18 protein-coding genes are annotated in these 22038 nt (G+C 53.4%); 10 read left to right on the top strand and 8 right to left on the bottom strand.

The features are described 5' to 3' along the window. Positions 1-479: 479 nt before the first annotated feature. Complete coding sequence (locus COO92_RS16805) at positions 480-926, top strand: hypothetical protein (protein ID WP_240626485.1); 447 nt, start codon at positions 480-482, stop codon at positions 924-926. 90 nt (positions 927-1016) lie between these two features. On the opposite strand, the gene upp is transcribed toward COO92_RS16805, so the two are convergent. Together upp and COO92_RS16795 are read right to left on the bottom strand one after the other, a co-directional pair. After that, on the bottom strand, positions 1017-1667 hold the full coding sequence (upp, locus tag COO92_RS16800) for a uracil phosphoribosyltransferase (protein ID WP_022733600.1): 651 nt from the start codon (positions 1665-1667) through the stop codon (positions 1017-1019). 283 nt (positions 1668-1950) lie between these two features. Continuing rightward, positions 1951-3042: an SPOR domain-containing protein gene (locus COO92_RS16795; protein WP_101303965.1), complete on the bottom strand. Its 1092-nt coding sequence runs from the start codon at positions 3040-3042 to the stop codon at positions 1951-1953. Between the two features lie 686 nt (positions 3043-3728). Between COO92_RS16795 and COO92_RS16790 the strand changes: the two genes are divergently transcribed. Continuing rightward, the gene (locus COO92_RS16790; protein ID WP_240626484.1) at positions 3729-6044 is read left to right on the top strand and encodes a methyl-accepting chemotaxis protein; all 2316 of its coding nucleotides are present in this window, start codon (positions 3729-3731) and stop codon (positions 6042-6044) included. Positions 6045-6146: 102 nt separating this feature from the next. Here COO92_RS16790 and pepN read toward each other — a convergent pair whose 3' ends face one another. After that, on the bottom strand, positions 6147-8786 hold the full coding sequence (pepN, locus tag COO92_RS16785; RefSeq protein ID WP_101303963.1) for an aminopeptidase N: 2640 nt from the start codon (positions 8784-8786) through the stop codon (positions 6147-6149). 417 nt (positions 8787-9203) lie between these two features. Here pepN and COO92_RS16780 point away from each other — a divergent pair, with 417 nt between their 5' ends. Then, positions 9204-9875: a response regulator gene (locus COO92_RS16780; RefSeq protein WP_101303961.1), complete on the top strand. Its 672-nt coding sequence runs from the start codon at positions 9204-9206 to the stop codon at positions 9873-9875. A 36-nt stretch (positions 9876-9911) separates the two neighbouring features. Here COO92_RS16780 and COO92_RS16775 read toward each other — a convergent pair whose 3' ends face one another. Then, a complete protein-coding gene (locus COO92_RS16775) occupies positions 9912-10490 on the bottom strand; it encodes a TetR/AcrR family transcriptional regulator (protein ID WP_101303959.1) in 579 nt (192 codons plus the stop codon). A 110-nt stretch (positions 10491-10600) separates the two neighbouring features. On the opposite strand from COO92_RS16775, the gene COO92_RS16770 reads away from it, so the two are divergent. The 5 genes from COO92_RS16770 to COO92_RS16750 all read left to right on the top strand — a co-directional run bounded on the left by COO92_RS16770 (position 10601) and on the right by COO92_RS16750 (position 14936). Continuing rightward, positions 10601-11401 carry a YdhR family protein gene (locus COO92_RS16770; RefSeq protein WP_101303957.1) on the top strand — a complete coding sequence of 267 codons (801 nt, stop codon included), beginning with the start codon at positions 10601-10603 and terminating at the stop codon, positions 11399-11401. 222 nt (positions 11402-11623) lie between these two features. Beyond that, positions 11624-12823 (top strand): AI-2E family transporter, encoded by a 1200-nt coding sequence (locus COO92_RS16765; RefSeq protein WP_101303955.1) that lies wholly within the window; start codon positions 11624-11626, stop codon positions 12821-12823. 135 nt (positions 12824-12958) lie between these two features. Further along, on the top strand, positions 12959-13744 hold the full coding sequence (locus COO92_RS16760) for an AraC family transcriptional regulator (RefSeq protein ID WP_240626483.1): 786 nt from the start codon (positions 12959-12961) through the stop codon (positions 13742-13744). 99 nt (positions 13745-13843) lie between these two features. After that, on the top strand, positions 13844-14458 hold the full coding sequence (locus COO92_RS16755; RefSeq protein ID WP_101303951.1) for a LysE family translocator: 615 nt from the start codon (positions 13844-13846) through the stop codon (positions 14456-14458). 103 nt (positions 14459-14561) lie between these two features. After that, the gene (locus COO92_RS16750; protein WP_101303949.1) at positions 14562-14936 is read left to right on the top strand and encodes a helix-turn-helix domain-containing protein; all 375 of its coding nucleotides are present in this window, start codon (positions 14562-14564) and stop codon (positions 14934-14936) included. A gap of 119 nt (positions 14937-15055) precedes the next feature. Here the strand turns inward: COO92_RS16750 and COO92_RS16745 are convergent, their stop codons facing one another. The 3 genes from COO92_RS16745 to COO92_RS16740 are packed head-to-tail and all read right to left on the bottom strand — an operon-like array spanning position 15056 to position 20132. After that, on the bottom strand, positions 15056-16153 hold the full coding sequence (locus tag COO92_RS16745; protein ID WP_101303948.1) for a hypothetical protein: 1098 nt from the start codon (positions 16151-16153) through the stop codon (positions 15056-15058). 5 nt (positions 16154-16158) lie between these two features. Continuing rightward, the gene (locus COO92_RS22320) at positions 16159-16509 is read right to left on the bottom strand and encodes a response regulator (RefSeq protein WP_240626482.1); all 351 of its coding nucleotides are present in this window, start codon (positions 16507-16509) and stop codon (positions 16159-16161) included. Further along, positions 16443-20132 (bottom strand): sensor histidine kinase, encoded by a 3690-nt coding sequence (locus COO92_RS16740; protein WP_240626481.1) that lies wholly within the window; start codon positions 20130-20132, stop codon positions 16443-16445. Before COO92_RS16740 ends, COO92_RS22320 begins: the two co-directional genes overlap by 67 nt. Positions 20133-20279: 147 nt before the next feature. On the opposite strand from COO92_RS16740, the gene COO92_RS16735 reads away from it, so the two are divergent. After that, positions 20280-20672, top strand: a complete 393-nt coding sequence (locus COO92_RS16735) for a hypothetical protein (RefSeq protein ID WP_101303946.1) — start codon at positions 20280-20282, stop codon at positions 20670-20672. A gap of 24 nt (positions 20673-20696) precedes the next feature. Here the strand turns inward: COO92_RS16735 and COO92_RS16730 are convergent, their stop codons facing one another. Further along, positions 20697-21203, bottom strand: coding sequence for a winged helix-turn-helix transcriptional regulator (locus tag COO92_RS16730; RefSeq protein WP_101304028.1), 507 nt, complete (start codon positions 21201-21203; stop codon positions 20697-20699). 106 nt (positions 21204-21309) lie between these two features. On the opposite strand from COO92_RS16730, the gene COO92_RS16725 reads away from it, so the two are divergent. Beyond that, on the top strand, positions 21310-21969 hold the full coding sequence (locus COO92_RS16725) for a glutathione S-transferase family protein (RefSeq protein WP_101303944.1): 660 nt from the start codon (positions 21310-21312) through the stop codon (positions 21967-21969). The last annotated feature ends 69 nt before the right edge of the window (positions 21970-22038 follow it).

Raw genomic sequence — 22038 nt, 5'->3', positions numbered from 1 at the left:
AAGGAAAAAATGGATTTAATCGTGTTTTTATCACAATTCGTTTATTTTCAATGTCATAGCCTTTTGACACTCCCCAACCGCAACCATGCACGCACGCCCTTGCCGTGACCAAGAGTTGAAAAATCGCGCTATAGCCTTGTTAAAACCCAATTTCATCGATTTGGACCTGCGGCAAAAAAGACAATCTGCGAGTTGTGATTCTTTTGAGAGCGGTAAAAATACCGACGACTTGCCAACAAGGTCTGTCGTGTGACAGATGGTCGAGCTATGGATTTGAGTGAACTCCGGCCGTGCAGAACCTGTCGCCCTGATAGGCTATATATAAAGGTATTGCGCATCTCGCTACGGACAGGCACAAAACGCGTGCCACAAACTGGCGTAAAAAGCGAATATGTGAACCTTTCCTTTACATTATCACCCGATGATAGGGCGAGATATCCATGCCCTTAACAAGATGGGCATCAGGGGACCGAGGGAAGATGATGAGACTGCGACAATATCTTATGTGTGCTGCTGCGATTGCAGGACTTTCACTGGCCGGGTGTTCTGGTACCAATCTTATACCCAACACATCGTCAGGAAGCGGTAGTGACGGCAAAGGTGGACAGCCTGTCCCGTCATTTACGCAATTCACCGACATTCCGATGCCGTCCAATTCATCACTGGATATGGACAGAAGCATTATCTTTGGCGCATCCGATGCATGGCACGGACGCCTTGTGCTGAATTCTGGCGGCACTCAGGCGCAGATGTATGATTTCTACGAACGCGAAATGCCTAATTTTGGCTGGAGCAAAGTGACCGTCGTACGCGCCGATATTTCCGTCATGGTGTATGACCGTGAAAACCGCGTTGCGACGATCAAACTGAGCGGAAGTTCCTTTAGCGGATCGACTGTGGATGTGACGGTATCGCCGAAAGGCTGATGACGTCCCCCGATACAAAATAGAAAAAGGGTGCCGTCTGGCACCCTTTTTTAATGGTCTTTTTTCGATCGCGTCGTCGTCTAGCAGAGACTAGCGCGTCCCAAACAAACGGTCGCCTGCATCGCCGAGCCCCGGCACGATGTAAGCTTTTTCATTCAGCTTCTCATCAAGGCCAGCGGTATAGATCGGCACATCAGGATGCGCATCCTGGAAGACCTTGACCCCTTCGGGGGCGGCAACCAGTGCCATAAAGCGGATGTCCTTGTCCGCGACACCGTATTTATTGAGCGTATCAATCGCTGCCACAGCCGAGTTTCCGGTCGCCAGCATCGGATCGACCAGAATAAAGGTCCGGCCTTCGACTTCGGGCAATTTCACCAGATATTCAACCGGCATATGGGTTTTGGGATCACGGTACAGACCAATGTGACCGATACGTGCAGACGGCATCAGTTCGATCAAGCCATCGGCCATGCCCGACCCCGCACGCAGGATCGGCACAACGGCAAGTTTGCGCCCCTGAATGGTCGGTGCCTTCATCGCGCAAATCGGCGTCTGGATTTCCTCATAGCTGACGGGCAGTTCGCGGGTAAGCTCGTAGCCCATCAACAGTGCAATTTCCTTGAGCAACTGCCGGAAGGTTTTGGTCGAGGTATCGACCTTGCGCATATGCGTCAGCTTATGCTGGATCAGCGGGTGATCAAGAATATGAAGATTGGGGAAATCCTTATGCGTGGTCATGTTCTGCCAGCCATCCTGTCTTGCGGCGCAGCAGCCAAAGAAACATTGCTGCCACCTGTAATGAGCTTATGGGCCTACCGCCTAAAGCCTTTGCCCAGTGATGGCAAGTAGAATGCCGCAAAAGAAACGCAAAAACAAACCCCATCCGGGCAAATTCACAAAATCGGACCAAGACGTCTGGTTAACAAACAAAGACGGGGCGATACATTGCTGTATCGCCCCGTGCAACAAGCGTGCTGTAATCGACAGCGGCCTTTATATACTGACCAAAATTGGGATGGCCCTATTTGACTTCGCGGTCATTGGGCTCCGCGCGTACCGGGAAACCATCAACGCCCTGATTCTTTTTGATTTTTGCCGCATCATCGCGTGCCTGTGCGAGATTGGCATATTTACCAACACGGACATAATACCATGCCCCCTCGCCCTCTGGACCGCGAATGACCACGGCGACTTCGAGCCCGGTTTTGCGCAGTTCTTCGGCACGCTGACTGGCATTTTCATGCACCTTGAAAGCACCAACCTGAACCGAGAACGGGGTCTCTTCGTTGGACGCCGCCGCCGTGGGCTCGGATTGTTTTTCTGCTGGCTCCGAGGTCACTGGCTCCGGGGTCTCCGGTGTTTTTTCGGCGGTATCCGTTTGCTGTGCGGCAGCGGGTTCTTGTTCCTCTGCGGCCGGAGCTTCGGCTTCTGAGGTTTCAGCAGGCTCTTGCGTTTCGCGAATTTCCGGCGCACTCAGAGCTTTTTTATCGGCCGGTTCATCCAGATCCGGTGCCGCCGGTGTTTCCATCGGCTCTGACGCCACGTCTGCATTGTTTGAGGTCGTCTCATCCCCTTCGGGCACATCTGGTACCGTTTGTGAGAGCGTATCGGTGCGTTCCGCGATCAGATCGCCAACGGGATCATTGCTCGTCGTATCTGTTTGCGCATTGCCTTGTGACGGAGCCGGTTCCATTTCAGGATCAGGCACCGGTTCGCTCATCACCGGCGCGTCCGGTTCGGTTGCCAGCATTTCAATCGGTGCCGGGTCTTTTTGTGCAACGGTATCGGTATCACTGGACTCCATGAACAGGCCTGCACCGACCAACATGCCAGCAAAGAACAATACCAGGCCCAGCATGCCAGCCCCGGTCACGAGGCCAAGGAGAGTTTTACGATCCATATCACCTATCCATGCATTGAAGTTTTGCCGATCGGCAAAGCGGTTGCCCTGTCCTTGTGCATCACCACGTCCGTCCCGGCCATAAATGAATGCAGGAAGTGGCGCATCCTTTTGCTCAGGCTCGGGTTTTTGTTCGGGTTCGGGCGCTTGCCCTGCATCCGGATTTGGGTCTGCCCGCAAATCGGGTTTGTTGGTCGGGTCCTCGCCAGCCATCCGCTTGGCCTTTCTTCACGACATTAAGGGTAAGGAGTTTTGTAACCGCCAGCCCGTTTATAAAACCCTAAAGCCGTTCAATCAGAGACATAAAGGCCGCAATTACGCGCAATTGCCGCAAAAAAGACGATGCCCGATGATGAGCATCAAAAGCCATCGTCGCTTTCAAACAGTATTAAAGACAGAATTTTGGATAAAAAAAGGGGGCTGGTATTTTCCCCGGCATTGTCCCGCACAATGATCCGGATACCAGCCCCTCGAGTGAGAGAGATCGACCTTCGGGGAGAGAGATTCCCGAAGATAAACAGGTCATCAGCTACGCCATGTCAGTCTGATGACCGGGTCACAAACGGCATTGCCGTCTGCAGTTGACGAAGACAGTCATAGAACATTGAAAAAGTAATTGCAAACGATTATCACACACATTCGCATATTTTTCTGAATATTTTCAATGCGCCCCATCGAAACCCTTCTTTGAAACGCCAACCAATACGCGAAATTCACCCCAAAAACACACGAATTTCAGTTGCCACGCCCAGCAATTTCCGCACGGGACACCAAGTAAATGATTGTTTTCCGAATTAACCTCTGATTGGATCAGTGGAGCTACTCTTAAGAAGTAGGTCCGGCGGGAGTGAGACACCCAATCAAAACTAAAAACAAACGGTTTGCTCTGGAGTGTTTGAATGACGGGAGAAAAAGCCGCAAAGACGGCTATGACAGAAGGCAGCAACAGCCTTCTGACGTTACGGCGAATCTTGCTTGTAACGGGATTACTATTGTCAGGTGCTGTCACCTGGATGTTACTTTGGACTGGCGATACCTATCGCAATTTTGCCATTGAAACCTTGAACAATTCGGTCAGTGGCACGGTCAATTTCTTTGTCGGATCCCGCGTGGCACAGGATTACGGCGACAAGGTTACCCCCATTGTCAACGAATGGTCGCGACTAGGCAGCCTGGTCAAAAGCTTTCAGGAAAATGATCAGACCCGCATGAAGGCGGAGCTGAACATTCTATCGAATGCCCGTCAGGTGGTGCAAGGCGAGCTCGATCTGATCGAAACGGTGGCCTATGACGAGAACTTCACCAAACTGGCAACATCGGATTCCGAACTTGGTGCCAGCATCACCGATGATCCAGCGGTTCTGGAATATCTGAAAAACCGCGAGAAGGCAGAAGCCCGTAAACCGGCGACCTATATGTGGTCAACACCGGACGGACGCCCTGTGTTTAGTTTTATCCTGCCCGTGGGCGGTTTCCGCGCGGTTGGTTTTCTTGAAGTTGTTACCGATCCGCTGCCGACATTGGCGGGCATTGGCAAGGTGCTTGGTGGCAATTTCCGGATTTTTGACACAGATGGGACGCTTTTGTTTGAAAGCCTTGAAGATGGGCAGACAAGCGAAGGGGATGAACAAATTGCCGCTGCTGACGGGAGCGATGGGGCAGAACCCGGCAACACCGAGGCAACGCCCCCCGAGACCGCCAAGACGCCAGACAGTGAAAATGCCAGCGCAACACAGCGTGCTGCGGTTGACATCCTGATTTCTGATGGGCGTGGCGGCACTTGGGCCAAGGCGACATTTGACCGCGACATTACGGATTTCTATTCCCAGACCAACGACCTGCGGATGCTTTCGATTGAAATCCTGGTTGCGGTACTTGTGGTGGGCTGGCTTGCCGGGTGGGTCTTGTTGCGCACAACGGTATTTCGCAACTTGCGGGCCTTTGCCCGTGCAATGACATCCATCTCGAACGGCGATACCAATGTTGATCTGCCCAAAGTCGGGTCGGATGAAATTGGGGATATGAAAAAAGCCCTGATTGGTCTTCGAGAATCAGTACGTCAGGCCATGATCTTGCAAAACATGGTGGAAAACACCCCCACCATGACAGCGCTGATCACACCTGCGGGCACTTTGAGTTATCTTAATGCCAGTGCGCAGGATTATGTTGGCGGAAATACCGATACGGTTTCGGGTGACTTCCTTAATCTTGGGGATGATTTCCAGACCAAGCTTTCGAACCCGGACAATCTTCCCTTTACCGAGGTCATGCAGAATGACCGCGATTATCTTGAACTTCTAGCAGCCCCGGTGCGCGACAAGGACAATGTTCTTTTGGGCACCATGCTGGCGTGGAACAAGGTAACCGAACGTGAAGAAAGCCGCATGGCGATCACGGAAATGATGGCCGAGGTTGCACGTGTTGCCCAATCGGTGACGGAACAATCCGAAGGGTTGCTTGGCCTTGCCAGCGAATTAACAAACCAGTCGGAAAATACCGTCGCGCAATCTGGTGGGGCACTTGACGTGTCGCGTGAAGCGGCCTCAAACACCCAGAATGTTGCCACAGCGGTCGAGGAACTTTCATCGTCGATTGCCGAGATTAACCGTCAGGCATCCGAAGCATCCAACGTGACCAACCGGGCACAGCAGGAAGCCGAGGAAAGTCAGCGCAATATCGGGTCGCTTGAAAAGGCCAGCTCGGAGATCGGATCGATTATTGATCTGATCAACGATGTTGCCCACCGCACCAAGCTTCTGTCGCTTAATGCGACAATCGAAGCCGAACGTGCCGGGCCACTTGGCAAGGGCTTTGCCGTGGTTGCCAACGAGGTTAAATCGCTTGCCGATCAAACTGCAAGTGCGACCGGAAAGATCGGCGAACTTACCGCCGCCATCCAGCAGGAAGTCCAGAAGGCTGCCCATTCCATCAGCACGGTTGGCGACGTTATTCATCAGGTCAATGACATTCAGTCGACCATCACCCAATCGGTGGATGAACAGCGACGTGCAACCGGCGAGATTTCCGAAAACGTGCAGCGAATTGCGGCGGGTGCCGGATCAATGGATGAAATGATCCAGTTTGTGAATGACGGTGCGCAAAGCACGGGTAAAAATGCCCATGACTTGAACACTGCCAGCCATCAGCTTTCGGAAATGGCGCGCAACCTTTCAGAACGGATGCGTGCCTTTAGCGAGCGGATGAAACTGACGTAATCTAATCCCGGCATTCTCGCCAACACACTTAACGTAAAAAGGCGGCCCCTCAAGGAGCCGCCTTTTTTATGGAGATAGCAAAATCACCGTGCGGATAACGTTTTACGCCGCAGCAGATTTTGACGCGATTTCATACAGATCGCGCGAGATGTCTTCCTTGGCCAGAATGCGCTGCAAGGCAGCCTTCATCATGTCGGCCCGGTCGTCATCATATTTCGCCCATTTGCCAAGCGGTGCGCACAAACGTGCGGCGACCTGCGGGTTGATGTCATCAAGTTCAATCAGACGATCGGTATAGAATTCATAACCCGAGCCATCCTTGGCATGGAAGTGACGCGGATTGCCAACGGCAAATGCCCCGATAAGCGACCGGACTTTGTTGGGATTGCGCATGGTAAAGGCCGGATGCCCCATCAGATCCTTGACGCGCGCCAAGGTATCATCGCGTGACGACATCGCCTGAAGCGCGAACCATTTATCAAGAACAACACCGTCCTTGGCAAAGCGATTTTCAAAATCAGCCAAGGCATCCGCACGGCCCGGATGATCAAGATGGTTGAGCACCGAAAGGGCTGCCATCTGATCGGTCATGTTATCGGACGCCTTATACTGATCAGACGCCAGATCGGCAAAGCGGGCTTCGCCAGATGCGACCAGATAGCCAAGAGCCGTTGCGCGCAAGGCACGTTGCCCGGCCGATAGAGCATCGGGGGTAAAGGCCGCGTTCGAGGCGTTTTGATGATAGGTGTTTTCGAAATCATCCATCAGGGCCACGCCAATGCGCTTGCGCAGGGCATTGCGGACCTGATGGATGGCGTCCGGGTTGGCAGGTTTGCGTTGCTCAGAAATAAACTCCTCACCCGGCAGAACCAGCGCATCCGCACGGAACGCCTTATCAAGCCCGTCATTCAAAAGAGTTGCCTGCATTGCACCAATAAAGGCATCCACCGCAACCGCCACGTCATTTAAGGCCGCATCGGCATTGCCGTCATTTTCCTCAAAATTGGAAATCGCCGACAGGATCAGGCGGGTGGCGTATTTCTGCCCCGCTTCCCAGCGGTTAAACGCATCGGAATCATTGCCCATCAGGAAGACAAGTTCTGCGTCGGGCTGATCGGTCATGACATTGACCGGGGCCGAGAAACCACGATTGAACGACACGACCGGCTTTTCGGTCACACCGTCAAAGACGAATTCCTGGGTTGCTTCCGTCAATTCAACCGTTTTGGCAGCAATGTCATTACCATCGGCACCAAGAAGCCCGATGGATACCGGCATATGCAGCGGTTTTTTATCGCTCTGCCCCGGGGTTGGGTCGGTTTTCTGGGTCAAGGTGATGCGGTATTGTTTGGCATCGGCGTCGTAGTCGCCTTCCCACCAAAGTTTCGGCGTGCCGGCCTGTGAATACCAAAGTTTGAGCTGGGTGAAATCGATGTCGTTGGCATCTTCCATTGCCTTGGCGAAATCATCACAGGTTACCGCCTGCCCATCATGGCGATCAAAGTAAAGGTCAATGCCCTTACGATAGCCATCGGGCCCGAGCAGCGTATGCATCATGCGGATGAGTTCGGCACCCTTTTCATAGACCGTTGCGGTATAGAAATTGTTGATTTCCATATAGCTGTCGGGGCGGACCGGATGGGCCAGCGGCCCGCCGTCTTCGGGGAACTGGCGGGCGCGCAACTGTGCAACATCCTTAATCCGCTGCACCGGGCGGGATCGTTGATCGGCGGAGAATTCCTGATCGCGGAAAACGGTCAGACCTTCTTTGAGCGACAATTGGAACCAGTCGCGACAGGTCACCCGGTTGCCCGACCAGTTGTGGAAATATTCATGCGCGACAATCGATTCGATCAGTTCGAAATCCATGTCCGTCGCGGTATCTGGCTTGGCGAGAATGTATTTGGCGTTAAAGACATTGAGGCTTTTGTTTTCCATCGCGCCCATGTTGAAGTCCGACACGGCAACGATGTTGAACAGATCAAGATCGTATTCAAGACCATAGACGTCCTCGTCCCACTTCATGGAGCGTTTCAGGCTGTCCATCGCATAGTCGCAGCGATCTTCGTTGCCATGTTCAACAAAGATACGCAGTGCGACATCACGCCCGGAAACGGTTTTAAAGCTATCCTCGACACAGGCCAGGTCGCCTGCCACCAGTGCAAACAGATAGGACGGTTTGGGGAATGGATCTTCCCACACCGCGAAATGACGCCCGCCGTCGAGATCACCGCTGTCGATCAGGTTGCCGTTTGACAGCAACACCGGGCAAGATGATTTATCCGCATTGATGGTGACCTTGAAGGTCGCCATGACGTCGGGACGATCCGGGAAATAGGTAATGCGGCGGAAACCTTCGGCCTCGCACTGGGTGCAAAAGGCACTTTGCGAAACGTATAAACCTTCAAGACGCGTATTGTTGGCTGGTGAAATCTGGGTTTCGATTTCCGCGATGAAGGCTTCGCGGGGTGCGGTAAAACGCAGACCTTCCTGATCAACGGTGAAATCGCCCGATGCAAGACGGCGCTCATTGATGCTGACTGAAACAAGTTTCATGTCCTCGCCGTGCAGGAAAACTTCGTCGTCAACGCCGGTACCCCGCGCAGGATTCGCATGTATGAAAAGGCGCGATTTGACGTTTGTGACCTCTCGTTCCAGATCAAAGACCAGTTCGACCTTTTCTACAAAAAAGTCAGGTTCTTTATAGTCTTTACGCGAAATCACGTGGCGCTGATCAGACATTTTTGCGTCCTTTTTCCCTTGGTCTGCGCGGTATTGGAATAGATTGTATAAAATCCACTTTTTTGCACCGCGATGTGGTTTGTAAGAACTGAATTTCGTTCATTACCCTAAGTGATAGGATAAAATTCATTTTTCGACAAATGCGGAGTTTACGGCGCCGAATTTAGTATGCATAATCCCAAACGGTGGCGCGAGGGGGGCCGAAGTTTCACATTTCGTGGGGCGAGAGTGATCTTTGGTTTCCCTCACTCCTTCTGCCCGCCAGTGGCTATGCAGACGGACGCAATCCGGGTCGCACCCAAGCCAATAATCAAACTATCCCAATCATATTCTCACCTTCTGTTTTGTGAGTCCGATTAATCGGGATAGAATAATTGCGACCTGATGGGGAAAAATCACTTCCAAGGGAAATCGCCAATGTCCGAAACGTTCCAGATTCTGATCGCAGATGATCACCCGCTTGTGCGTGGTGCCCTTAAACAAGCATTATCAACAGAACTGGATAACGTGACATTATATGAGGCAGGAAGCCTGTTTGAAGCCATCGAGCAGATCGAAGCCCACAAGGGCGACATCGATCTTGTACTCCTTGATCTTCATATGCCCGGCATGAACGGTTTTACCGGCCTGTTTACCCTGCGTGCGTCGTATCCTGACATTCCGGTATCGATTGTTTCGGCCAGTCAGGACATGCCGGTTGTGCGCCGGTCCATCGAATACGGGGCATCGGCATTCGTTCCGAAATCCGCCCCGGTCGATCAAATCGGTCTTGCGGTCAAAACCGTTCTGGATGGCGGGATGTGGATGCCCGACTGGGCCCGCGATGCCATGGAAAATGGCCCAGCCGATGATGAGGCCACTAATCTGGCGGAAAAAATTGGCCAACTGACCCCGCAACAGCTTCGCGTTTTGAATATGCTGACCGAAGGCAAGCTTAACAAGCAGATTGCCTATGAGCTTGATGTCACCGAAGCCACGGTGAAGGCCCATGTATCGGCCATCCTGCGCAAGCTTTCGGTCCATAGCCGTACACAGGCGGTAATCATTGCGCGAGAATTGCAGCTTCAGGAACCGGCAATCGAGACGTAAGCGATTATCGCAAAACCTGATCTGATATCTCTGTCATCAGGCTTTCAAAAGCCCTGCTGCCGCGGCCTTGATCGCGACGGAGACGTCATCTATGGCGCTGTCGTCACTTAAGGCGCGCGCTATGGTCAGCCCACCGATCAATATTCCCAGAAAAGACCAAGCCTTGGCGCGCTGCTGTTGTGTGTCGAACTGTGGCAGTCCTTTGGCAATCAAGGTTGCGATGGTTTGCATTTTACGGTCGTACAGGGCGCGTGTTTGCGCATCTGCGCGCGTCATTTCCGGCGAAAGACTGGTCATCGCACAGCCACACGCCAAATCATCGCAATGCGCACGCCCGAGATAATACTCAATAAAGGCATCGGTCCAGCCATCGCCATAATCACGCTGAAACCGTGGGACACCGTCGATCACTTCATCAAGTCCAAGATCAAGTGCGGCCCGAAACGCCCCGTCCTTTGACCCGAAATGGGCATAGAATGCACCGGACGTCGCATTGGCCGCCTTGGCAATGCCATCAACCCCCACCCCGGCAAACCCGTTTTCACGAAAACCGCGACTTGCGGCATCGAGCATGTTGCGGCGGGTTTCTTCCTTGCGCGTCTGGTTTTTAACCATAGGATCCTCAAAATATATCGGTCGTTATATTTTTAATTGACAGCCATGCGATTGTCGATCATTCATTTATATAACGTTCGTTATATTTTTAATTTTACGGATCAACCCGAATGAAATCCGACGCCAAACATACCGTGGATTTACCCCCAACCCAGATTGACCGCCGTGAATTCTTGACCTTCGCGGCGGCAGGCTTGGCCGCAACAGGCACCAGCCTTCTTATCCCGTCTTTGGCCGATGCCGACCCCCTTTCGCAGAAAACAGGAACCCATTCCATGTCTCAGAAAGCTTTTGTCTATACCGAACTTCAAATCTCGGCCCCTTTTGATCAGGTGCCGTGGCAGCAGATCAACGAGACGATTAAAACCAAACCGGGATTTTTGAACAAAACGTGGCTGTCGGGGGTCGGCAACAATTCGGCGGGTGGTATCTATGCCTTTGACTCAATCGAAAATGCGCAAGCATTTGTTACCGATTACTTCCCGGCCGAAGCCCGTAATTTTGGTGTTGCCCAGACCACCCGCGTTTTCGATGCTACTGCAACCGCCGATGCCAGCATCGACATGAATTCAGTGCATTACGGCGCGTCCCCGACAGCAGCCCCGGCCGCATTTGTCTATACCGAGGTGCAGCTTCATGTTCTGCCGTTTGATAACGGGCCATGGCGGGCATTTAATCCGGTTTTAAAACAACAACCGGGGCTTTTATCCAAAACCTGGCTAAGCGGCCTTCACACGGGAACGGTTGGCGGTTTCTATGCCTTTGACTCCCTTGAAAACGCCCGAAAATTTGCCCTTGATTACTTTCCGGGTGAAGCCAAAACGTTGAACGCGGCCTTTTATACCCGCGTGTTTGATGCCCCGGTTACCGAGGCGGCAAGCCGTGACATGGCATCGCCATTTTATGGCTGATTGCTGAAATCTTGTTGATCAAAATCGTTGGGCGCACCATGCATTTTATGGTGCGCCCTTGATCTATTTGCGTGATTTTGCGCGATGCGGCACACTGATCACTACATACTTTGCCATCTGAGAACCCGATAGTGCGGAACATCCCCATCCGACAGGGCGTTAAACACGCGTAATGCTGCCGCTTGCAATTTTGCCCGGCAGGGACGAAGCGGAGCAAATTGCATGAGCGATCCAATCGCAGCGCAAGAAGACAGTCTGGATCAAACCAAAGCCAATGATGCCCGACAAGCGGCACGCGCGCGCGCCTATCGCCGTGCGCGGACAATATCGGTGATCGGGACGTTTGGGGTTCTCTCGCTTGGTTGCATTTATATCGCACAGGACCTTTTATTCCCCATCACCCTTGCCTTTTTGCTGTCGCTGGTCTTTTCACCGGTGGTTCGGACATTCGCCCGGGTGCGTATTCCGCGTGTCCTGACGGCCTTTACGATTGTGCTGGGTTTAACTGCCACCGCCATTGCCGGGGTTTACGGGCTCAGCGGGCCGGTATCGGGCTGGATCGATGAAGCCCCGCAAATCGAACGGCAATTACGCTTGCGTCTGGCTGATCTTGGCGAACCGCTTGATAAGCTTCGCGATGCGCAAAAACAGGTGTCAGAGGCCACCGACCAAAACAATGAGGGCGACGACGTTCAAAAAGTTGTCGTCGCCGAACCCAACCTGATCAGTCAGGCCGCCCAGGGTGCGCCGGGCATCGCCACGGGTATTGCGCTGATGCTTGTTTTATTGCTGTTTATCCTGTCGGGTGGGGATTTGGTTTATGAAAAAATGGTCCGCGCCCTTCCGACCTTTGGCGACCGGCGCAAGGGGTTGCGGATTGCCCATGACGTTGAACGCGAAGTATCGCGGTATCTTGCGACGATTTCGGCAATCAACATCATACTTGGTATTGTCATTGGCACACTCATGGCCGCTATCGGCATGCCCAACCCGTTCCTGTGGGGGGTTGCCGCCGCGGTTCTGAACTTTGTTCCGGTCCTTGGGGCGCTGTGCGGGGTCATGCTGGTGGGGGTTGTTGCATTGGTCTCGGTCCAAACCACGAGCGAGGCGTTACTCGCCCCTGCCCTGTATCTTGCCTGCACCGCCCTTGAAGGACAGTTGATCACACCCGCCCTTGTCGGCAACCGGCTTCGGATCAACTCCATCGCCATCATTCTGGCGATTGCGTTTTGGGGTTGGCTTTGGGGCTTTGTCGGGGTGCTGGTTGCCGTACCGCTTTTGATTGTCACAAGTGTCATTGCCAATCACGTCGAAGGATTGGGCGGGCTTCGCGAACTTTTGGGCCCGCATGTGCCGGGCAATAATGGGACGGGTCTGGCACGGGGCAAACCCAAACCACCGGCACAAACCGAAACACCGTAAGGTCATGCCGTCAAATTTCGGTACTCTTTCGCCCATCTGATGATTGCCAATCGCGCGATATGCTGCCACCTTTGCACCATGTCGCGCGATGAAATCACCATCCTTTCCCATGATTGCACAGGGGTCGAGGCCATTATGGCCAAGACACGGCACAGCTTTGCCAAACACACCCATGAAACATTCGGGATCGGATATATGTATGCGGGGGCGCAAAAATCCGCATCCGGGCGCGGCATGGTCGAGGCCGGGGCTGGCAACATCATCACCGTCAATCCGCGCGAAGTGCACGATGGTCACCCGATTGGTGATGGGCCGCGCGGCTGGAACATGCTGTATTTCGCGCCCGATATAATTGCCGATGCCACGCGCGATATAACGGATGGCAAAAGCGATCAATATAGCTTCATCCAGCCGGTGATGGACCGACCCGATGTCCGCAACTGTTTTGCCGCCCTTTTTGATGCCATCACCAACGGCACAGCCGATGCCGCACGATTGCGCCGTCAGGAAATGTTGTTGATCCTGCTTCATCACGCGGTGATGACACCGGACCGCACCAACGCGCCGGGCTTGCACACAGCATCACGCACCGCCGTTGCCAGCAACCGCATCCGGAACGCCAAGGCATTGCTTGATGATGCCCCGACCACATCGCACAGCCTTGACGACCTTGCCATCGCGGCGGGATTGAGCAAATTTCAGACCCTGCGCGATTTCACCCGGGCGACCGGCCTGACCCCACATGCCTATTTGATCCAGCGGCGCATTGATGTGGCACGCGCCATGATCCGTAACGGCGAAACGCTGGCCGATATCGCCCATGCGGCGGGCTTTGCCGATCAAAGTCACCTCAACCGCCATTTTGTCCGCGCCTTTGGCATGACACCGGGCCGCTATGCCCGTGCGGTGCGGGCCAACTGAGCCCATTCACACCCCAAAACACCCTGCAATTCCGTTCAAGAACGCCCTGCCCGATCCGCCTATTTTGGCGATCAATGCAGTCAATTGAACGGAACCGCCATGATCACCCTTGAATATCTTCTGACATCGCTGATTGTTGTTTTACTGCCGGGAACCGGCGTAATTTACACCCTTGCGCTTGGATTGGGGCGCGGCACCAAAGCCAGCATCTGGGCGGCATTTGGCTGCACACTTGGCATTGTCCCGCATATGGCCGCCTGCATCCTTGGCCTTTCGGCTTTGCTTCATGCAAGTGCGGTTGCGTTTGAGATCGTGCGCTATCTTGGGGTGGCGTGGTTGCTCTATATGGCGTGGGGCATGTGGCATGGCACGGGCGCGATGAAAGTCACCGCCAATGACAGCCCGGCCAGCATCGCCAAAATCATCCGCGACGGGATTTTGCTTAACCTGCTTAACCCCAAACTGTCGGTCTTCTTCCTCGCCTTCCTGCCGCAGTTTGTCAGTGCGAATACGCCCGATACGACTGGGGAGATGACCCTGCTTGGCCTTGTTTTCATGGCGATGACGTTTGGGGTGTTTGTGGTTTATGGTTGTTTTGCTGCGGCTTTGCGACGGCACATCATTGAACGCCCGAATGTGATGGGGTGGCTTGGCAAGGGGTTTGCGGCGACGTTTATTGCCTTGGGGGCAAAACTCGCCCTCGCGTCACGGTAGAACACCATTAATTCAAACCTTGGAATATGCTATCATGCGCGTGAACATGCGCATGACTGATCCAACATCCCCGCAAGCTTCTAGATGGCGCAGGTAAAATGAAATGACCACCACACTCAAACCCATCAAAACTGATGCTGACTATGAAGCGGCGATGGAACTGCTCAACTCCCTTTGGGATACACAGCCCGGCAGCCCGGACGCCGATCAGCTTGAAGTTCTGGGTATCCTGATTGATCAGTATGAAACGCAGCAGTTCCCGATTTCGGCCCCCGATGCGGTCGAGGTCGTGCTGTTTCATATGGCGCAAAATGGCATTGAACGGCCAGAGCTCGGTAAACTGCTGGGCAATCGATCCCGTGCGTTCGAGTTCCTTAATCACAAAGCCAACCTGTCGCTGACGCAAATTCGCAAGTTGAATGAAGCGTGGAATATCCCGGCGGATATTTTAATTCAGCCTGTGAGGGAGAGTGCTTGAGGACAGAAAATAAATCTGTCCCCTTTCTTGGTCCTTGTCCCCTTTCTTGGTCCTTTCTTGCTCGTTTTTGTAGAAAATACGTCAGTTTCACTCTTTGTGAAGCTTACATTCACCGCCAACTATCCCTCATTTTCAATCACCGACAATCGGTATTTTGCAACCTCCCAGCGAATAGCGCGACACTCGTCGTACTCACCTGACTGTCTAATTTTCTTGATATAACCAGCTACGGATAAATCTCTCATACATTCTAAATCCGACGAGAATGCAGTTCTGTAGCAAAGGTTCAACTCTTGGGAATGGTTTTGATCGCACCAATTCAAAGCATTTTCAGGCACATAACTTTTGTACTGTACAACCCAATTCTCGACATCTTTCGGTAAAATTGATGTCTCCAACAGAGAAATGTCGTCGGTTTTTGTTTCCAAACTGCGCGTCGACCCTTCAATTTTGTGTTTGGTATCCGTAAGGATTGTTTCGAAGAACTCTGCCAATTCTCGCGGCCTTAGATTGTTCTTTTCCAAAAAGGTATCTACGTGCTGACACGCGTTGGTTTGCAATAAGTACAAAGTCTGCACAAACTCCGGAGATTGCCAGTAATGAGATACATCCAATTCAGCTGGGTCCGGACGCATCTCTGGCGGATAGTAACAAGTAGAATTCCAATGCTTTAATAGCTGATTGACTGCACTTCGATCAGCTTTACTCAAACTATCAATACTAGAAGTTACTCTCTTAGCATTCTGATTACCGTTTAAAATCGCGTTATAGATAACAAATAAGCTTGGATAAACTGCGCCGTGTTCTATCGACCATCTCGCATATGAAATTGCTCTGCGTTCTTGATCATCACTTGTACCTTTTTCTTGAAGTACATCAGTTAGAATCCGGTAAGCTTTAAAATTACTCTCAGGTGAAGATTCGCTATCCGGTGTACCAAGCTCTAAAATCGGGATATTTGGAAACTCTCTGTACGTTGCCAAAAAAAGGCTTTGTAAGTACGAATGTGCCAAGGCATCACCTTGCTCATAACATTCCTCAGCAATCGCAACTGCTTCTTCGTTTATTGGCGATTGAAAAATCAACCCCCGCAATTCTTCACACGCCGCATTTGTTTGGTTAGCGTTCAGTCCAATTACACCAATGGCTACTGAAACCAAAGCGCCAGCCACAATCAGAGTTTTCATCGAAAGTTTCAAAATAATCTCCTTATTCATGTCGCTTACTCTGCCGCATCCGACCCAAGTCGATTGAGCGCCCGCGTCATCAGTGCACGCAGTTTAGCGGGCCGCAGCGGCTTGTTGAGCAGCGAGAACCCCTGTTCGCGGATCAGGTCGCTGGTTTCGGTCGCGCGGTCGGCGGTGATGAGGACTCCCGGCACATTAACGCTGTGAACATCGCGTAGCTTGATCAGGCAGTCGAGGCCGGTCTGGCCGGAATCGAGGTGGTAGTCGGCGAGGATGATGTCGGGTGCGAAGGCTGGTTTGCCGTTCGTGCCGTCCTTGGTCAGCATTTCTTCGGCAACCGCGCCAGAACGCGCCGTTGCGACGACGCAATCCCAGTTTTCGAGCATGGCGCGCATGCCGTCCAAGATATCGGGCTCGTTATCGATAAAGAGCACGCGCAAGCCCCCAAGCTCGCCCGCCATGCGGCGTTTGGGTTTGGTTGCGGTTTGTGGGGCGGCGATGCCCAGTGGCACATCGACGGAAAACACCGTGCCGCGTGTCCGGGCCGGGATCGTACCGAGACGGCGTGATCAAGGGACCGGCCCAATCGTTCGACAATGGCAAGGCCAAGACCAAGGCCCTTTACATCGGTGGTTTCGGGGCCTTCAAGGCGATGGAATTCGCGGAAGATGATCTTCAGTTTATCTTCGGGGATGCCCGGTCCGCTGTCCCAAACCTCCACCCGCACATGATCACCGCGCACACGGCACCCGACCACCGCCCCGCCGGTTCGGGTATAGCGCATGGCGTTGGAAATGAAGTTTTGCAGGATACGGCGCAGCAGGCGTGAGTCACTTCTGACCCAAAGGTCGCGTTTATGGACCTTAAAGCTAAGCCCCGCGTGCTCGGCGACCGGGCCAAATTCGGTTTCAAGCGCGCCCAACACATCAGCCAGCGCAAAATCGCGAATGGTTGGCTTCATCGCGCCGGCATCAAGTTTGCAGATATCAAGAAGCTCATTGAGCAGTTCTTCAACCCCCTTAAGCGACAGGTCAACCTTACCAACCAGATCAAACACATCCTCGGCCAGACCATGCTTTCCGCCAAGGGCGACGGTAAACAGGCGGGCGGCGTTGAGCGGTTGGAGTAAATCGTGGCTGGCGGCGGCAAAGAAGCGTGTTTTGGTGTCGTTGGCGGTTTCGGCCTGTTCCTTGGCGACCGACAATTCGGAATTAAGGACTTCCAGCGCGTGGGTGCGTTCTGTCACCCGGGCTTCGAGCCCTTCGTTGGCTTCTTTGAGCGCCTGCTCGGCAGTTTTGCGTTCGGTGATGTCGTGATAAATGCAGAAATAGCCCAGTACTTCGCCGGTTTCGTCAAAGTGCGGGATATAGGTGCCTTCGGCATAGCGGCCTTCGCGCACGCCGAGAATACCGCGTTCGTCATTGCGGTTGCGCGTGATGGCCGGAAATTCGATTTCAAAGCTTTGGCGGTATCCTTCAAGTACCAGCGCAATCATCGGGGCAAGATGGACATAGCGTTCCTCACCCACCGCTTCGCGGACGGCCATGCCATGCGCCTCAACCCGGCGCAGACCAAACATCTTTTCATACGGACGGTTGGTAAAGCGAAGGCGCTGATTTTTGTCAGCATAGGCGATCATTACCGGAATATTATCGGTGTAAATGCGAATGTTGCGTTCGCTTTCGCGTAAGGCTTCTTCGGTGCGCACACGTGCGGTGATGTCGGCAATGGTGGCAACAAAGCCGCCATCGGGCATCGGGTTGGTGCGGATTTCAAGCACCATGCCGTCGGACCGTTTGCGTTCATAGGTATGGGGCAAGCGGCGCATTTGCGGGGCGGCATTGCGGCCGAGGATAATATCAATATCAACCGCGCGCACAGTGTTTTCACGGCAAATCGCGACCAGTTCAGACAGGGGTAAGGTGACCTGAATGTCGCTGGTGGCAAGGCCCAGAAGATCAATGAAGCGATGGTTCCAGGTTGCCAGACGCAGATTTTGGTCAAACACCCCGACCCCTTGGGAAATGTTTTCCAGCGTGTTGAGCAAAAGATCGCGGTTAAACTTGATTGCCTCGGACGCCTCATCAAGTAATTCCATCGCATCGCGGCGCGATACGGCCTTATCGGGCAACAGCAACGCCATCACCACGCGCGATGATGCGGCACCAACCGCGCCAGATAGCAAATGTTCGGTAAAGTTTGCGGCATCAACATCGGCAATGTCGGACCGTTTGGCCGCACCTTCGCGTTGTTGCAGGTAATTGCGAAAGGCACGCTGCGCCCAGTGTTTGCCCAAGAACCGTGCGGCGAGGTCTTCAAGATCGCCCAGCGTCACCCTGCCCGGCCATGTATCGGTGCGCGCACGGGTGTCTTTGCGCCAGACATCGACAAAGCGTTGGGCCTGACGGCGTTGGGTCACCCCCTGCACGCCGACAGCCGAGCCAACAAACATCAAAACGAAGTTCAGCCCCAGCGACCAGACCACCCCATGGGTCAGCGGGTCTTCGATCCCGACACCAAGTAGGGCCTGCGGACGCAAAATGCCGATGCCAAACGGCCCGTCGGTCAGGATCGACACCGGCAACAGCCCACCCTGAACAAAGCCGGGCAGAAGCAGCGTATAGGCCCACAGAATGAACCCGGACGCCAGACCAAGGCGCACCCCGGTCCGGTTGATTGATTTGAGGTAAATCGCGGCCAGCACCGCCGGGGCAAATTGCGCCATTGCGGCAAAGGACAGCATGCCGATATCAGCCAGCGCATATTTTTCCGACAGAAACCGGTAAAACCCATAGGCCAGAAACAACAATACAATCACCGCCGCCCGGCGAACTTTGAGCAGCACCTGACTGACATCGCCCGACATGCGGCTTTGCAGTTTTTCCGAACGCAGCAAAAGCGGCATGACCAGATCATTACAGACCATGGTCGAGACCGCGACGCACGATACAATCACCATCCCTGTACTCGCCGACAACCCGCCGATAAAGGCCAAAACCGCCAACCAGTTTTGCCCGGCCAATAAGGGTAAGGTCAAAACGAATGTATCGGGATTAACCGTCGGATCACCGCGAAACAGGAACAGCCCGGCCACGGCAATTGGTACAACAAAGATATTGATCGCAATCAGATAAGCGGGAAACAGCCAGCGCGCGCTGGTCAGGTTGCGGCTGTCGTCGTTTTCCACAAAGGTCACATGGAACTGACGCGGCAGACAGAAAATCGCAAAAGCCGCCAGAAGCGTTGAAATAAAGAAATGCGAGGTAAGCCACGTATCGGGTTTAAATATTTGGCGCACGGTCGGATCGGCAATGGCGCGCGCATTCATATCGCCAAATCCGTCAAACAGACCATAGACAACAAACACACCAACCAGCAAAAGAGCGACCAGTTTGACAATGCTTTCGAAGGCCACCGCCAGGATCAAGCCGTCATGATGTTCGGATGCGTGGATGTAGCGCACGCCAAACAGGATGGCAAAAACCGCCATCAAAATCGTGACGTAAAACGCGGTATCCTTGGAAAAATCGGATGCCGAATGGCTGACGACCTGTTCGCCCAACTGACCAATCAAAACGTCAAACGACAAAGACACGGCTTTGAGCTGAAGCGAGATATAGGCAAGCACACCCACCACTGCGATCACCGCGACAAGGGCGGCCAGACTTTGGCTTTTGCCATAGCGCGATCCCAGAAAATCAGCAATCGAGGTGATGTTTTGTTCGCGGCAGACCGTGGCGATTTTGGTCATGATGCCAAAACCGAAAATCATGATCACCAATGGCCCGATATAAATCGGCAGGAACGCCCAGCCGCGTGTTGCGGCCGTCCCGACCGAGCCAAAGAACGTCCAACTGGTGCAATAGACCGCCATGGAAAGCGCATAGATGGTCGGCTTAAGCTTGGACGCCCGCCATTTATCGGCATATTTGTCACCATAATGGGCAATGGCGAACAAAAGCCCGATATAGGCCATGGCAACAATAAAGATCAGTCCGCCCTGAAGCATCCGTGAATGGCCCTGTATAAGTATCTGTAATCTGGCTGCCAATTCAGGCAGTTATAATTATCTGTTATCGGGACTATACCACGACTGACATATTGTCTAAAACGACCCAAATCTCATTGCGACCAAAGACCTAAGAGAGTTGTTTAAATGGCTTCCGATTACGGATTTTACGCTGGTATTTTGCGCTTTGTCGCGAAGAAAACAGAAACCGAAGACCGGGAAATTCGCATCATGATGGGCCATCTGGCCGGGATTGCCGATGCAATTGAACAGACCGGGCGTTTCATGGTCGAACGCGACAATTGCGAAAGTGCCGCGCGCGCCTTTGCCGGTGTTGCCAAATTCCTTCAGGAACGCATCCTGCCCGAAGCATTGAATGCCGGGAATGAACCCGCAGTCGAGCAGCTTAAATGGGTGATTGAAACATCGCTTGTTCTGGCCGCTGAACTGGTTAAACGCGCGGCCAATGAGGACCTGAAAGATCAGGATAGCTTTACCTTTGACCTGCCCGCGGCACCGGGGTCCCCGACCATCCATTAGGGGCAAGAGCCCGGGCACTTCGTTTTATGATGTCGTGCCTACGTCGGTTTGCCCGGCGACCACGCGCAGATAAGCATCCTGCAACCCGGCCAGAACCGATTTTTCCGGGGCCGGTGCGCCCAGATGAATGTGGCGCAACTCATCCATAAAATCGGCCGACATTTGCGCCCCACCTTCTTCGAGCAACTGGGCGCGGATCGACAATTCCCGTGATACCGGTGTATGACGCCGCCCCCACGCCCCCATTTGCACCAGAAGCGGGACGAGCTGAATGGCGGCTTCGGTCAGGCTATAGATCGATTTTTGCCGATGGGTCGGATCTGGGTGTTTGACAAGCAAACCTTCGGCCAGCAGTCGTTTAAGCCGGGCCGACAGAATGTTTGACGCTATACCTTCTTCTGATTGGCCAAGTAACTCGCGAAAATGGCGACGGTTGCCAAACATCACATCGCGAATGACGATCAGGCTCCAGCCATCACCAAGTATTTCCAATGTCAGGTTAATCGGGCATCCCGAACGATGTTGATCCATTTGCAAGCATCCTTTTTCATACTGATTGCAAAATAGGATTGGTTTTGCTAAAACACAACTGATTGCAAAATGAAACTGGTTTTCAACCCCTGCCCGGAGGACCGTCATGTCCATCACATTCTATGGCCATCCGTTTTCGTCCTATTGCCAAAAAGTTCAATGCGCGCTTTACGAAAATGCCGTGCCGTTCGCGTATCGCATGCTTGATCCCGATCATCCGGAAAATGCCGAAAAGCTTGGTAAGTTGTGGCCGATTGGCAAATTTCCCGTACTAGTCGATGATGATCAGGCCGTGATTGAAAGCAGCATCATTATCGAATATCTCGACCTTATGTATCCCGGCCCGGTACGCCTGATCCCAGAAGACCAGACAGCGGCACTTGAAGTACGTTTCATGGATCGTTTCTTTGACAATCACATCCAGACACCGATGCAGGCGATCGTTTCGAATGCCCTGCGCGAGGTGACCGACCGCGACCCGTTGGGTGTAAAACAGGCCCGGACACGTCTTGAGACCGCTTATGGCTGGCTTGATGGCCAGATGGACGGCAGGCACTGGGCAGCCGGCAAAACATTTGGACTGGCCGACTGCGCCGCCGCCCCGGCATTGTTTTATGCAGACTGGATACATCCGATTGCTCCGGCATGCAGCCATGTGCGTGCCTATCGCCAACGACTGCTTGCCCGTTCGTCATTTGCCAGATGCGTCGAGGAAGCCCGTCCCTATCGCCCGCTTTTCCCGCTTGGCGCGCCGGATGCGGACTAAGTGTTCCGTCCAGACAACGACCGTCACCAACCCCATACCCAAATAAAAATGCCGGCCCCTAGGGACCGG

The sequence above is a fragment of the Thalassospira lohafexi genome, from assembly GCF_002844275.1.
Taxonomy (GTDB): domain Bacteria; phylum Pseudomonadota; class Alphaproteobacteria; order Rhodospirillales; family Thalassospiraceae; genus Thalassospira; species Thalassospira lohafexi.
Note: the sequence above shows the minus strand (reverse complement) of the source record. Positions and strands in the feature narration are given on the sequence as shown.